Here is a 12,553-nt window from a genome sequence, read left to right on the forward strand (position 1 = left end):
CTACCGCCGGTTCCAGTCGGTCCCGGGCGGCATCGCCTCGAGCCACGCCTGGAAGCCGGTGAGCGACGAGATGCTCATCGCCAGCTCGACCAGGCCGTCGGAGGACTGACAGCCGATCACGAGGTGATCGGGGTACAGCGAGGCCTGCTCGGCGCCGAGCGGCGTGCGCTGGCCGTCGTACGACAGGTCGTCACGGTTCCAGGACCGCTTCGGGCGCGGGGAGAGCGTGAAGACACGGAACCACTCGAGGGTCTCGCCGGAATAGCGGCCCAGGCCCAGCACCCAGCCCCGCTCGGGGACATCGGTGCGGTACCGGTGGCTCAGCTCGAAGGTGCCGCCGTGACGGGAAAGAAGACGGCGCCGGACGATGAGTCCGGCGCCGTACAGCACGCACAGGAGCAGCAGACCACCCGAGATGTCGAGGAGCAGCTCCCACCAAGCCATCTGCGTACTACGAAACCTTCTCTGCAGCGCGAATACGCGCCTCGGCGTGGCGCACCCGCTGCTCGGCCTCATTGTTCGAGTTGAGCAGGCGCTGGGCCTCCTCGAGCTCGATCCGGGCCTGGTCCAGGTGGATCTCCTCGGCCCGCTCGACCCGCTCGGCGAGGATCGAGACGCGGTCGTTGGCGACCGAGAGGAACCCGCCGTCAACAGCAACGACCAGCAGGTCGTCGCTGTTGGCGATCTGGATCTCGACCACCGAAGCCGACAACAGCGACAGCGTGGGCGCGTGGCCACGCAGCACACCGATGTCACCCTCGAGCGTGCGCGCGATGATCATCGACGCCTCGCCGGACCACACGGTCCGGTCAGCGGCGACGAGCTCGACGTGCAGGTGCTCGACTGTGGACTCCGCCATGATCAGAGGCTCTTCTGGATCTCGGCCCAGTTGCGCTCGACGTCGTCCAGACCGCCGCACATGAAGAAGGCCTGCTCGGCAACGTGGTCGTAGTCGCCGTCAGCGATCTTGTTGAACGCGTCGATGGTGTCGCCGATCGTCACGGTCGAACCCTCGATGCCGGTGAACTGCTTGGCAACGTAGGTGTTCTGCGACAGGAAGCGCTGGATACGACGGGCGCGGGACACGATGACCCGGTCCTCCTCGGACAGCTCGTCGACACCGAGGATGGCGATGATGTCCTGGAGCTCCTTGTTGCGCTGCAGGATCTGCTTGATGCGGATCGCGCAGTCGTAGTGCGCCTGACCGATGTACTGCGGGTCGAGGATCCGCGAGGTCGAGGTCAGCGGGTCGACGGCCGGGTAGATGCCCTGCGACGCGATGTCACGGGACAGCTCGGTCGTCGCGTCGAGGTGCGCGAACGTCGCGGCCGGCGCGGGGTCGGTGTAGTCGTCCGCGGGGACGTAGATCGCCTGCATCGAGGTGATCGAGTGACCACGCGTCGAGGTGATCCGCTCCTGGAGCGTGCCCATCTCGTCGGCGAGGTTCGGCTGGTAACCCACCGCGGACGGCATCCGGCCGAGCAGCGTGGAGACCTCGGAACCGGCCTGCGTGAACCGGAAGATGTTGTCGATGAAGAGCAGCACGTCCTGCTTCTGCACGTCGCGGAAGTACTCCGCCATCGTCAGGGCCGACAGCGCGACGCGAAGACGCGTGCCCGGCGGCTCGTCCATCTGGCCGAAGACCAGGGCGACCTTGTCGAAGACGCCGGCTTCCTGCATCTCGACGATGAGGTCGTTGCCCTCACGGGTGCGCTCACCGACACCGGCGAACACCGACACACCAGCGTGGTTCTTGGCCACACGTGCGATCATTTCCTGGATCAGAACGGTCTTGCCGACACCGGCACCACCGAACAGGCCGATCTTGCCGCCGGTGACGTACGGGGCGAGCAGGTCGATGACCTTGATGCCGGTCTCGAACATCTGCGTCTTCGACTCGAGCTGGTCGAAGGCCGGAGCCTTGCGGTGGATGCCCCAGCGCTCGCCGACCTCGACCGTCTCGCCCTCTTCGAGGTTGAGGATGTCGCCGGTCGTGTTGAACACGCGACCCAGGGTCACGTCGCCGACGGGGACGGTGATCGGGCCACCGGTGTCGGTCACGCTCTGGCCGCGGACCAGGCCGTCGGTCGGCTTGAGCGAGACGGCGCGGACCATGCCGTCGCCGATGTGCATGGACACCTCGAGGGGCAGCACCGAGGTGGCGCCGTCGAGCGTGACGGACACCTCGAGCTTGTTGTAGATCTCGGGCATGTTGTCGACGGGGAACTCGATGTCGACAACCGGGCCGATGACCCGTGCGATCCGACCCACCGAGGCCGCACCGCTGGCGGTGGTCTCTTCAACCGTTGCAGTCATGTCTTACTCCGTTGATCCGAAAAGATGTTTTGGTCTGGTGGGGTCAGTCGTTGGCAGCCTGAGCGTCGGCGAGCGCGTTCACGCCACCAACGATCTCGCTGATCTCCTGGGTGATGCCGGCCTGGCGCGCCTGGTTGGCGATCCGGGTGAACTTCTTGATGAGCTCTTCGGCATTGTCCGTCGCCGACTTCATTGCCTTCTGACGGGCAGCGAGCTCGGAGGCCGCGGACTGGAGCAGGCTGTAGAAGATCCGGCTCTGGACGTACTGCGGAAGCAGCCCGTCCAGGACCTGCGCAGCGGACGGCTCGAACTCGTAGAGCGGGAGCAGTTCGTCGGCTTCCGGAGCGTCCGTGCCTTCGATGACCTCCAGGGGCAGCAGCCGTACGGCCGTCGGCTCCTGGGTGAGCATCGAGCGGAACCGGGTGTAGACGACGTGGACCTCGTCCACGTCACCGTCCTCGCCCTGCTCCTTGAGGAACGCCGTGATCAGCGCACTGCCGATCTCGGCGGCCTTGTCGTAGGTGGGCTGGTCGGAGAAACCGGTCCAGGACTCCACGAACGCGCGGCTGCGGAACTTGAAGTACGCCTCCGCCTTGCGACCGGCAAGGAAGTAGTCGATCTCCTTGCCCTCGGCACGGAGCCGCTCGCTGAGCCGCTCCGACTCCTTGAGCACGCTCGAGGAGTAGGCACCGGCCAGTCCGCGGTCGCTCGTGATGATGAGCACCGCAGCCCGCTTGGGGTTCTCCTGCTCGCGCGTCAGCGGGTGGTCGACGTTCGAGAACGTCGCCACCGCCGACACGGCGCGGGTCAGCTCACGGGCGTACGGCGCTGCCGCCGCGGCCTTCTGCTGCGCCTTGATGATCCGGGACGCAGCAATGAGCTCCATGGCGCGCGTGATCTTCTTCATCGACTCGGTCGACTTGATCCGCGCGCGGTACTCACGCAGCGATACGGCCATGTGTCAGCCCCGCTTCTGCTTGACGATCTTTTCCTGCTCGAGCTCGTCGTCGGCCAGGGCGCCAGCCTCGGGCTCGTGCCCGACCTTGATGGAGCCACCGTCAGAGGTCTCGAACTGGTCGAGGAAGGAGTCGTACGCCGCAACGACGCCGCCCTCGTCCTCGAACTTCTGCGACTCGCGGATCGCCGAGAGCAGGCCCTCGTGCGAACGACGCAGGTAGTCGATGAACTCGCGCTCGAAGCGGAGGACGTCACCGGTGGGGACCTTGTCCAGGCGACCCGAGGTGCCGAGCCACAGCGAGACGGTCATCTCCTCGAGCGGGTACGGCGAGTACGCCGGCTGCTTGAGGAGCGCCATCAGGCGCTGGCCACGGGCCAGCTGCTGCTTCGAGGCCGCGTCGAGGTCCGAGGCGAACATCGCGAACGCCTCCATGGCGCGGAACTGCGCCAGGTCGACCTTGAGCGAACCGGTGACGGCCTTCATCGCCTTGGTCATCGCCGCGCCACCCACTCGGGAGACGGAGATACCGACGTCGATGGCCGGGCGCTGGTTGGCCGCGAACAGGTCCGACTGCAAGAAGATCTGGCCGTCGGTGATCGAGATGACGTTGGTCGGGATGAACGCCGAGACGTCGTTGGCCTTGGTCTCGATGATCGGCAGGCCGGTCATCGAGCCCGCGCCGAGCTCGTCGGACAGCTTCGCGCAACGCTCGAGCAGGCGGGAGTGCAGGTAGAAGACGTCACCCGGGTACGCCTCGCGGCCCGGCGGGCGGCGCAGCAGCAGCGACACGGCGCGGTAGGCCTCGGCCTGCTTGGTGAGGTCATCGAACACGATGAGGACGTGCTTGCCGTCGTACATCCACTCCTGGCCGATGGCCGAGCCGGTGTACGGGGCGAGGTACTTGAAGCCCGCGCTGTCGGAGGCCGGGGACGCCACGATCGTGGTGTACTCCAGCGCGCCGGCCTCTTCGAGGGCGCCACGCACGGCGGCGATGGTCGAGCCCTTCTGGCCGATGGCGACGTAGATGCAGCGAACCTGCTTCGACGGGTCGCCGGTCTCCCAGTTCTGCTTCTGGTTGATGATCGTGTCGATCGCGATCGTGGTCTTGCCGGTCGCGCGGTCACCGATGATCAGCTGGCGCTGGCCACGGCCGATCGGGGTCATCGAGTCGATCGCCTTGATGCCGGTGGCGAGCGGCTCGTGGACCGACTTGCGGGCCATGACGCCGGGGGCCTGGAGCTCGAGGGCACGACGCTTGGTGGTCGCGATCTCGCCGAGGCCGTCGATCGGGGTGCCGAGCGGGTCGACGACGCGGCCGAGGTAGTTGTCGCCGACGGGGACCGAGAGGACCTCGCCCGTACGACGGACCGGCTGGCCCTCTTCGATCTTGTCGAAGTCACCGAGGATGACGACACCGATCTCGCGCTCTTCGAGGTTCAGGGCGAGGCCGAGGGTGCCGTCCGCGAACTCCAGGAGCTCGTTGGCCATGGCCGAGGGAAGCCCGGCCACGCGTGCGATGCCGTCACCGGCGGAGGCGACGGTGCCGACCTCTTCCTTGCTGGCGGCCGCGGGCTTGTAGTCCGCGACGTACTTCGCGAGGGCGTCGCGGATCTCGTCCGGACGGATGGAGAGTTCCGTCATCTCAGGTGCCTTCTCTCTTCTGGCTGCTGTGAAGTCTGGTGGTGATGTGTGGTCTGCGTGTTGCCGTGGTGGAGCGGTGGTTCAGCCGGCGATCTTGCGGCGGGCGTCATCGAGGCGGGAGGAAACCGTCCCGTCGATCACGTCGTCGCCGATCTCGACCCGGACACCGCCGACGACCTCGGGGTCGACCACGATGTTGAGGTGCACGGTGCGGCCGTACTGGCGCGACAGTGCGGTGGCGAGGCGGGCCTCGTCCTGGGCGGACAGGGCACGCGCAACACGAACGGTCGCCACACCCTGGCCATGGACGTCGGCCGCGGTCTTCTCGTAGTCCTCGAGAGCCAGGCCCACGTTGCGGTACGAGCCCGACAGCGCCTGGCGGACCAGCTGCACCGTCGCGGGGAGCGTCTTGCCGCCGATCAGCGACTCGACGAGGCCGGCACGGTCCGCGACGGACCGGACCCGGTCCGACAGCGCGTCGCGCAGGGCGGGGTTGCCGTTGACCAGCTGCCGCACGGCGAACAGCTCGTCGACGAGCTTCGCGCCCTGGGCACCGGTCGAGCGGACCGACGCGATGACGCCGACCTGCTCGAGGGCATCGGCCAGGTCACGCGCCTTGGTCCAGCGACGGCCCACGGCCGTCACGACCAGGCCGAGCGCTGCTGCGTCGACCTTGCCGGAGAACAGGCTGTCGACCAGACCGACACGGGCCGCGGGTTCGACCGACTGGTCGGTGGCGAACCGGCGAAGCGAGCCCTCGGTGCGGAACGCCGTGGCCGCAGCGAACAGGTCGCCGGCCACCTGCGCGGCCGACGCCTCGGACACCGCACCGAGCTGGTCGGTGACGGCGGCCATCGCCTCTGCGGACGCTCCACGGAAGGACACCATCAGTTGTCGTCCTTCTTCCGGGTCCCCGCCTTGGTGAAGCCGGCAGCGATCGCCTCTTCCTCCGTGCGGAACCAGTACTCCGCGTCGGTACCGTCGTACCAGCGGCCACCGGGGAGGTGGTACAGCATCGAGCCGGCGTTGCCCTTGACGACGTAGCCCTCGGGCTGGCTGCCGTCGGCCGGAGCCTTGACCGCACCCGGGAACGACCGCTCCTCGGCCTCGTCGGACAGCAGCGGCTGCTCGACGTCGGCGAAGCCGACCGGTGCCTCGGGCTCGGCGGCGGCCGGAGCAGCGGACTTGGCAGCCGGAGCTGCCTTGGTCACGGCAGCGACCGGGTCAGCCGTCTCGAGCTCGGCGAGGAAGCGCTCGATGACGCGGGACTGACGCTCGTCGTCCTCCAGCGACTCACCGACGATGCGTCCGGCGAGGCCGGTCGCGAGGGTGCCGACCTCGGCACGGAGCGAGGTGACCGCCTGCTGGCGCTCGGCCTCGATCTGCGCCTTGCCGTGGTCGAGGATGCGGGTCGACTCGGCCTGGGCCTGGTCGCGCATCTCGGACACGATCTGGGCACCCTGCTCGCGAGCTTCCTCGCGGATGCGGGCTGCCTCGTGACGGGCGTCCGCCAGCTGCTTCTCGAGCTCGGCGAGCTTGGCGTCCGCCTCGGCCTGCTTGCTCGCAGCTGCTTCGATGCCGCCCTCGATCGCCTGGGTGCGTTCGGCGAACGTCTTCTCGAAGTTCGGGACGACGAACTTCTTGATGGCAAAGAAGAGGATCGCGAACACCACGAGGGCGAGGACGATCTCAATCGGCTCGGGGATGAGCGGATTGTGTGCCTCCTCCTCACCCGTGGAGGCGAGGATCAACAGTGACTTCATGGACCTGACCTTGTCGATCGAGTAAAGGGCGGACGCCGTCTACCGGCGGATTACTTGCCGGTGAGGACGAAGGCGAGCGCGATGCCGATGATCGCCAGCGCCTCAGCGAGGGCGAAGCCGAGGATCGCGATCGACTGCAGGCGGCTCTGGGCCTCCGGCTGACGCGCAACACCGTTGATGTACGCGGCGAAGATGAGACCGATGGCGATACCCGGGCCGATGGCCGCGAGGCCATAGCCGATCATGTTGAGCGAGCCGCCCATGTCGCCGGTGATAGCCAGTGAGTTCACGGCCTTGTTCCTTTCGGTTGTTTCCTTTTGCGGGAAAACTGTGGGTGGGGAGTTGAGTCTGGGGTGAAGCAGGGGTGCGGTCCGGAGACCGCCGTACAGGTCAGTGCTCGTCTGCGAGCGCGCCCTGGATGTACATGGCGTTCAGCAGGGTGAAGACGTACGCCTGCAGGAACTGGACCAGCATCTCCAGGAAGCTCACGAGGATCGCGAGCACCCAGGCCAGCGGGCCTGCGACGTACCCGATCCCGCCGACGTCCTGGATCAGGTAGAGGCCACCGGTCGAGAACAGCACCAGCAGGATGTGCCCCGCGAACATGTTGCAGAACAGACGCAGGGCCAGCGTGACCGGGCGAACCAGGATGTTGGAGAAGAACTCCAGCGGGACCAGGAGCGGGTACATCAACGGGCTGACACCGGACGGAACGCACTGGAGCTTGAGGTAGCCCAGCAGGCCGTGCTTGTGGATGCCGACCGCGTTGTAGACCAGCCAGGACATGCCGGCCAGGGCGTAGGCCATGCCTGCCCGGCTGAACGTCGGGAACTGGATGAACGGGATGCTCGCGAAGAGGTTGTTCACCAGGATGAAGAAGAAGACCGTGACGAGGTACGGCACGAACTTCTGGAAGTCGTGGCCGCCGATGATGTCGCGGGCCACGCTGTTGCGGACGAAGCCGTACGCGCCCTCGCCGGCGAACTGCAGCCGGCCGGGAACCATCGCGCGCTTGCGGGCGGCGAGGTAGAGGAACGCAAAGACCACGATGCCCGCAAGGAAGAGCTGGACCATCGGCTTGGTTACTTCGGTGCCGAAGATGCCGGGCAGTTCAAAAGTGTGCGGGCCCGGGGCCGGGAACGGCTCTGCCGTGACGGTGGCGCTGGCTGTGATGTTCACCAGGTCTCCTTATTCCGTGTCCTGCGGATCGTGCACGTCATGGGCGTTGTTCTCGGGCTGTTCGGGCCGGAAGCGGGCGAAGGTCATGTAGATCCCCAACGCCGCGCCCACCAGGATGCCGACGGCCACCAGGTATCGAGTGCCGAGCCAGTGGTCCGCTAGGCCCCCCAGCACTCCGTAGAAAGCGACCCCGGCCACGATGTAGCCGAACGCATGCCACGGATCGCCCTTGGGCTTCTCCTCGGGCTGACTCATTGCGCCCCGGACAATAGCAGTCGCGTGAGGTCATCGCGCACCGCCCTCGGACGGGGTCTGGAACGCCGGGATGCGCGCCGTCGTCGCGAGGCGGATCTGGGCGGCCATCCACACGAAGGCACCCACGATGATCGCGCCACCGAGCCAGTTGCGGCTCAGTTCGTCGTCGAGCAGTCCGGCACTGCTGACGACCACGAAGGCCAGCGCCATGGCCGCCACCTGGAAGGTGTACGTCAGCAGCGCGAACAGCAGGGACGCGGCCGGCATCAGCCGGGCCACGGCGTCCACGGTGAAGGCTCCGAAGGCAAAGACCCCGACCGCGATGAGCGTGCCGACGACCGCGCCCCACGCAGCAGGCGAGCCCGAGACCAGCGCACCGACCGCCACGAGGACCGCTCCGGCGGCGAGGGCCGCGAAGGCCGCACGCATCAGCACGGAGGGTGCCCGGGTCTCGGTCGTCATCATCGGCGGCCGTTTCTAGTCGCTGTTCCAACGGGCCCGAAGGGGAGCTCTTCGGGAGTTCGTGAAAGTTATCACAAAGTCCCGGCAGGGTCCGAACCGGCCCCCGGATCGAGCCCCTGCTCCAGGTTGTCCGGACCCTCGAGAGCCGCCTCGATGACGTCCTCGAGGGCCTGGTTGTGCACCAGGGGCAGCGCGAAGGTGAGGGCCACCGTGACGACGAGGCCCACCGCGAGGCCGATCCACACCACGGCGCCGGTGAACACGCTCGCCACGACCACACCGAACGCGATCAGCCCCGCCCACAGCCACATGATGATCACGGCCCGGCGCTGGGAGTGGCCGATCTCGAGCAACCGGTGGTGCAGGTGCTGCTTGTCGGGAGCGAAGGGCGAACGTCCGGCCCGCGTTCGTCGTACGACGGCCATGACCAGGTCGCCCAGGGGCACGATCAGGATCAGGATCGGCAGGGCCACGGGCAGCAGGACCGGCAGCAGGCTCGAGCGGGCCCCGTCGGCGCCCTGGGTGAGGTCGCCCGGCGCGAACTGGGTGGTGACCGTGATGGCGGTGGCGGACAGGACCAGGCCGATCAGCATCGACCCGCTGTCGCCCATGAAGAGCCGCGCCGGATGGAAGTTGTGGATCAGGAAGCCGACGCAGGCGCCGGCCAGCGCGGCCGAGAGCAGGGCTCCGGTCGTCGCCCGGCTGACGTCGTTGAGGTAGGACAGCGAGTAGCAGAACAGGAAGAACGCGGAGGCGCTGATCCCGATGACGCCCGCGGCGAGGCCGTCGAGGCCGTCGATGAAGTTCACGGCGTTGACCGTCGCGACCACCGCGAAGGCCGTCAGCAGGGCGCCCTGTGCGGTGTCGAGCGCGAAGACCTCGCCGGTCGACTGGTAGAAGTAGCGGAACTGGATGCCGGAGTAGACCAGCACCCCGACCGCGAGCACCTGTCCCCCGAACTTCGTCAGGGCGTCGAGGTCGAAGATGTCGTCGACGACGCCCACCGCGCAGACCAGCGCACCGGCGATCAGGACCGCGAGGGCGTCCTCGAAGACGAACGGGTTCTCCTTGCCGAGGAACGGGAGCTCCCTGGCCACGAAGTACGCCGCGAACAGTCCCCCGAGCATCGCCAGCCCGCCGAGGTACGGCGTCGGGTCGGCGTGCACGTCGCGGTCGCGCACCTTCGCGACGGCACCGGTACGTACCGCGATCTCCCGGGCGACGACGGTCAACAGGTAGGTGACCGTGGCGGCGACCAGGAAGACGACGAGGTACTCACGCATCGGTCGGCTCGGCCTCCGTCGGTTCAGGGAGGCCGGTGTCGACGGTCAGGTCCAGGTCGGCGAGGGCGGCATCGATGTCCGCGATCGCGATGGCGCCGTCGCGCAGCAGGCGCGGGCGGTCCCCTGTCGCATCGATGATCGTCGAAGCGACCCCGCCGGGCGATGCACCGGCATCGACGATCACGGCGACCGACTCACCCAGCATCTCCGCGGCGCTGTCGGCGTCGAGCGCCGCCTCCTGTCCCGACAGGTTGGCCGAGCTGACGGCCAGCGGTCCGGTGCGGTCCAGCAGGGCGCGGGTGAGCTCGTGGTCGGGCATCCGGATCGCGACGGTGCCGCGGGTCTCGCCGAGGTCCCACTGCAGCGAGGGCTGCTGGTGGCACACGATCGTCAGCGCGCCCGGCCAGAACTTCTCGACGAGCACGCCGACGTAGTCCGGAACCCGGGTCGCGAGCGCCTCGAGGGTGCCCTTGGTGCCGACGAGCACCGGTGGGGGCATCTCGCGGCCCCGGCCCTTGGCGGCCAGCAGGCGCGCCACGGCTTCGGGGTCGAACGCGTCGGCACCGACGCCGTAGACGGTGTCGGTCGGGATCACGACGAGGCGACCACGGCGGACGGCTCGGCTCGCGGCATCCATCGCCGCTTCGCGTTCCTCGTCGGTCTGGGTCGGCAACCGCTCGGCACTCACGGCGCCCATCCTCGCACCGCCGCATGAAGAATCGGCACCGGCATCACCGTGGACTCATCGTGGTCGGCGTGCCGTGAGGTACCGCGGGCGCCCGGCGAGGTCGCGATGGTCGCGTACTTCCTCCCAGCGACCGCTGCGACTGAACACCGCCGGAGCGGACTCCCCCTGGGCGTCGGCGTGCTCGATGCCGATCACGCCGCCGGCGCGGAGCAGTACGACGCCGCGCTGCTCCAGGACACGGATGGCGTCGAGTCCGTCGTCACCGGAGAACAGGGCCAGGTGCGGATCGTGGTCGCGGGCCTCGACGGCCACCGACTCCCACGCCTCGAGCGGGACGTACGGCGGGTTGCTGACCAGGACGTCGACCTGACCGGCGAGGTCGTCGAACGCAGTCGCCAGGTCGCCCTGGCGCAGGTCGACTCCCGTGTCGGCAAGGTTCTGCTCGGCCCACGCATGCGCCGGCGGGTCGAGCTCGACCGCATGGACCTGCGCCTCGGGCACCTCGTCGGCGATGCTGCGGGCGATCACGCCCGACCCGGTGCACAGGTCGACCACCACCGGGACCCGTCCGTCCGCGAGCACCGCGCGGGCCTGGTCGATCGCCCAGCCGGCGAGCAGCTCGGTCTCGGGGCGGGGCACGAAGACACCCGGTCCCACGGCGACCGAGACGTGGCGGAACCAGGCCCGTCCGACCAGGTGCTGGAGCGGCTCGCGCTGCGCGCGACGGGTGATCAGGGCGTCGTACTCCTCAGCAGCGGCAGCGGCGACCTCGTCGATGAGGGGCAGCTGCGAGCGGCGGGTGCCGAGGACGTGCGCGAGCAGCTCAGCGGCGTCGTACTCGGGGCTGGCGACGCCAGCGGACTGGAGACGGGCGCTCGCCTCGGCGGTGAGCGCGCGGGCCGACACCATCACTCCTCCAGCGCAGCGAGACGGGCAGCCAGGTCCGCCTCGACGCACGAGTCGAGCAGCGGCTGCAGGTCGCCGTTGAGCACCTGGTCGAGGTTGTAGGCCTTGTAGCCGGTGCGGTGGTCGGAGATCCGGTTCTCCGGATAGTTGTAGGTACGGATCCGCTCGGAGCGGTCGACGGTGCGGACCTGGCTGCGGCGGGCATCGCTCGCCTCCGCGTCGGCGGCATCCTGGGCGGCCTGGAGGAGCCGGGCGCGGAGGATGCGCATCGCGGACTCCTTGTTCTGCAACTGTGACTTCTCGTTCTGGCAGCTCGCGACGATCCCGGTCGGGACGTGGGTGATCCGGACGGCCGAATCGGTGGTGTTGACGCTCTGGCCCCCGGGACCGGAGGACCGGTAGACGTCGATGCGCAGGTCGTTGTCGTTGATCTCCACGTCGACCTGCTCGGCCTCGGGCATGACGAGCACGCCGGCCGCGGAGGTGTGGATCCGGCCCTGGGACTCGGTGACCGGCACCCGCTGGACGCGGTGCACGCCGCCCTCGAACTTGAGCAGGGCGTACGGCGCCTGGCCGGGCTCGACCGCACCGGGCGCCTTCACGGCCACCGTCACGGACTTGTAGCCGCCGAGGTCGGACTCGGTGGCGTCGAGGACCTCCATCTTCCAGCCACGCTGCTCGGCGTAGCGGCTGTACATCCGGAACAGGTCCGCGGCGAACAGCGCGCTCTCCTCGCCACCCTCCCCCGACTTCACCTCGAGCAGGGCGTCGTTGTCATCGGTGGGATCGCGCGGCACGAGCAGGCGGCGCAGCCGTTCCGCCGCCACCTCACGCTGCTCCAGCAGGGACTCGGCCTCCTCGGCGAAGGCCGGGTCGTCGGCCCCGAGCTCGCGTGCGGCCTCCGCGTCCTCGCCGTACTGCTGCCACTCGCGCCAGGTCGCGATGATCGCGTTCAGCTCGGAGTAACGGCGGTTGACGGTCCGCGCCAGTCGCGCGTCGGCGTGCGTCTCGGGCTGGCCCAGCTGCTCCTCGAGGGCGGCGTGCTCGGCGAGCATGCCTTCGACGGCTTCGAACACGGGGGCTCCTTCGGTACGGCGACGGG

At 68.5% G+C, this 12,553-nt stretch carries 14 protein-coding genes and 1 pseudogene; all 15 read right to left on the bottom strand.

Annotated features, from left to right (window positions below):
- Window positions 1-444 carry a DUF2550 domain-containing protein gene (locus ACOACQ_RS02010; RefSeq protein ID WP_182380300.1) on the bottom strand — a complete coding sequence of 148 codons (444 nt, stop codon included), beginning with the start codon at window positions 442-444 and terminating at the stop codon, window positions 1-3.
- 7 nt (window positions 445-451) lie between these two features.
- Window positions 452-859, bottom strand: a complete 408-nt coding sequence (locus ACOACQ_RS02015; RefSeq protein WP_378600617.1) for a F0F1 ATP synthase subunit epsilon — start codon at window positions 857-859, stop codon at window positions 452-454.
- 2 nt (window positions 860-861) lie between these two features.
- Entirely contained in the window at window positions 862-2,316 is a 1,455-nt protein-coding gene (gene atpD / locus ACOACQ_RS02020) for a F0F1 ATP synthase subunit beta (protein ID WP_420287490.1), read from the bottom strand.
- A 43-nt stretch (window positions 2,317-2,359) separates the two neighbouring features.
- Window positions 2,360-3,274, bottom strand: a complete 915-nt coding sequence (locus ACOACQ_RS02025) for a F0F1 ATP synthase subunit gamma (protein WP_378600613.1) — start codon at window positions 3,272-3,274, stop codon at window positions 2,360-2,362.
- A 3-nt stretch (window positions 3,275-3,277) separates the two neighbouring features.
- Window positions 3,278-4,915 carry a F0F1 ATP synthase subunit alpha gene (gene atpA / locus ACOACQ_RS02030; RefSeq protein ID WP_056706242.1) on the bottom strand — a complete coding sequence of 546 codons (1,638 nt, stop codon included), beginning with the start codon at window positions 4,913-4,915 and terminating at the stop codon, window positions 3,278-3,280.
- 81 nt (window positions 4,916-4,996) lie between these two features.
- Entirely contained in the window at window positions 4,997-5,803 is an 807-nt protein-coding gene (locus ACOACQ_RS02035) for a F0F1 ATP synthase subunit delta (RefSeq protein WP_378600611.1), read from the bottom strand.
- A 347-nt stretch (window positions 5,804-6,150) separates the two neighbouring features.
- Window positions 6,151-6,678 (bottom strand): annotated as a pseudogene (locus tag ACOACQ_RS02040) (F0F1 ATP synthase subunit B); the annotation flags it as partial.
- Window positions 6,679-6,728: 50 nt separating this feature from the next.
- Complete coding sequence (atpE, locus tag ACOACQ_RS02045) at window positions 6,729-6,941, bottom strand: ATP synthase F0 subunit C (protein WP_056706247.1); 213 nt, start codon at window positions 6,939-6,941, stop codon at window positions 6,729-6,731.
- A gap of 127 nt (window positions 6,942-7,068) precedes the next feature.
- A complete protein-coding gene (gene atpB, locus ACOACQ_RS02050) occupies window positions 7,069-7,857 on the bottom strand; it encodes a F0F1 ATP synthase subunit A (protein ID WP_237111809.1) in 789 nt (262 codons plus the stop codon).
- 9 nt (window positions 7,858-7,866) lie between these two features.
- The gene (locus ACOACQ_RS02055) at window positions 7,867-8,112 is read right to left on the bottom strand and encodes a hypothetical protein (RefSeq protein ID WP_378600609.1); all 246 of its coding nucleotides are present in this window, start codon (window positions 8,110-8,112) and stop codon (window positions 7,867-7,869) included.
- A gap of 30 nt (window positions 8,113-8,142) precedes the next feature.
- Window positions 8,143-8,577, bottom strand: a complete 435-nt coding sequence (locus tag ACOACQ_RS02060; RefSeq protein WP_378600607.1) for a hypothetical protein — start codon at window positions 8,575-8,577, stop codon at window positions 8,143-8,145.
- 68 nt (window positions 8,578-8,645) lie between these two features.
- A complete protein-coding gene (locus ACOACQ_RS02065) occupies window positions 8,646-9,857 on the bottom strand; it encodes a glycosyltransferase family 4 protein (protein ID WP_420287491.1) in 1,212 nt (403 codons plus the stop codon).
- Complete coding sequence (locus ACOACQ_RS02070) at window positions 9,850-10,545, bottom strand: L-threonylcarbamoyladenylate synthase (RefSeq protein WP_378600603.1); 696 nt, start codon at window positions 10,543-10,545, stop codon at window positions 9,850-9,852. The genes ACOACQ_RS02065 and ACOACQ_RS02070 overlap by 8 nt, the downstream gene beginning before the upstream one ends.
- Window positions 10,546-10,599: 54 nt before the next feature.
- Complete coding sequence (gene prmC / locus ACOACQ_RS02075; RefSeq protein ID WP_420287492.1) at window positions 10,600-11,454, bottom strand: peptide chain release factor N(5)-glutamine methyltransferase; 855 nt, start codon at window positions 11,452-11,454, stop codon at window positions 10,600-10,602.
- On the bottom strand, window positions 11,454-12,527 hold the full coding sequence (gene prfA / locus ACOACQ_RS02080) for a peptide chain release factor 1 (protein ID WP_420287493.1): 1,074 nt from the start codon (window positions 12,525-12,527) through the stop codon (window positions 11,454-11,456). The genes prmC and prfA overlap by 1 nt, the downstream gene beginning before the upstream one ends.
- Window positions 12,528-12,553: the final 26 nt, after the last annotated feature.

The organism is Nocardioides sp. CPCC 206347 (assembly GCF_048654605.1).
GTDB lineage: Bacteria > Actinomycetota > Actinomycetes > Propionibacteriales > Nocardioidaceae > Nocardioides.

Coding starts and splice junctions, on each gene's coding strand:
- ACOACQ_RS02010 (WP_182380300.1), bottom strand. CDS start 444: ATGGCTTGGTGGGAGCTGCTCCTCGACATCTCGGGTGGTCTGCTGCTC.
- ACOACQ_RS02015 (WP_378600617.1), bottom strand. CDS start 859: ATGGCGGAGTCCACAGTCGAGCACCTGCACGTCGAGCTCGTCGCCGCT.
- atpD (WP_420287490.1), bottom strand. CDS start 2,316: ATGACTGCAACGGTTGAAGAGACCACCGCCAGCGGTGCGGCCTCGGTG.
- ACOACQ_RS02025 (WP_378600613.1), bottom strand. CDS start 3,274: ATGGCCGTATCGCTGCGTGAGTACCGCGCGCGGATCAAGTCGACCGAG.
- atpA (WP_056706242.1), bottom strand. CDS start 4,915: ATGACGGAACTCTCCATCCGTCCGGACGAGATCCGCGACGCCCTCGCG.
- ACOACQ_RS02035 (WP_378600611.1), bottom strand. CDS start 5,803: ATGGTGTCCTTCCGTGGAGCGTCCGCAGAGGCGATGGCCGCCGTCACC.
- atpE (WP_056706247.1), bottom strand. CDS start 6,941: ATGGGCGGCTCGCTCAACATGATCGGCTATGGCCTCGCGGCCATCGGC.
- ACOACQ_RS02055 (WP_378600609.1), bottom strand. CDS start 8,112: ATGAGTCAGCCCGAGGAGAAGCCCAAGGGCGATCCGTGGCATGCGTTC.
- ACOACQ_RS02060 (WP_378600607.1), bottom strand. CDS start 8,577: ATGATGACGACCGAGACCCGGGCACCCTCCGTGCTGATGCGTGCGGCC.
- ACOACQ_RS02065 (WP_420287491.1), bottom strand. CDS start 9,857: ATGCGTGAGTACCTCGTCGTCTTCCTGGTCGCCGCCACGGTCACCTAC.
- prmC (WP_420287492.1), bottom strand. CDS start 11,454: ATGGTGTCGGCCCGCGCGCTCACCGCCGAGGCGAGCGCCCGTCTCCAG.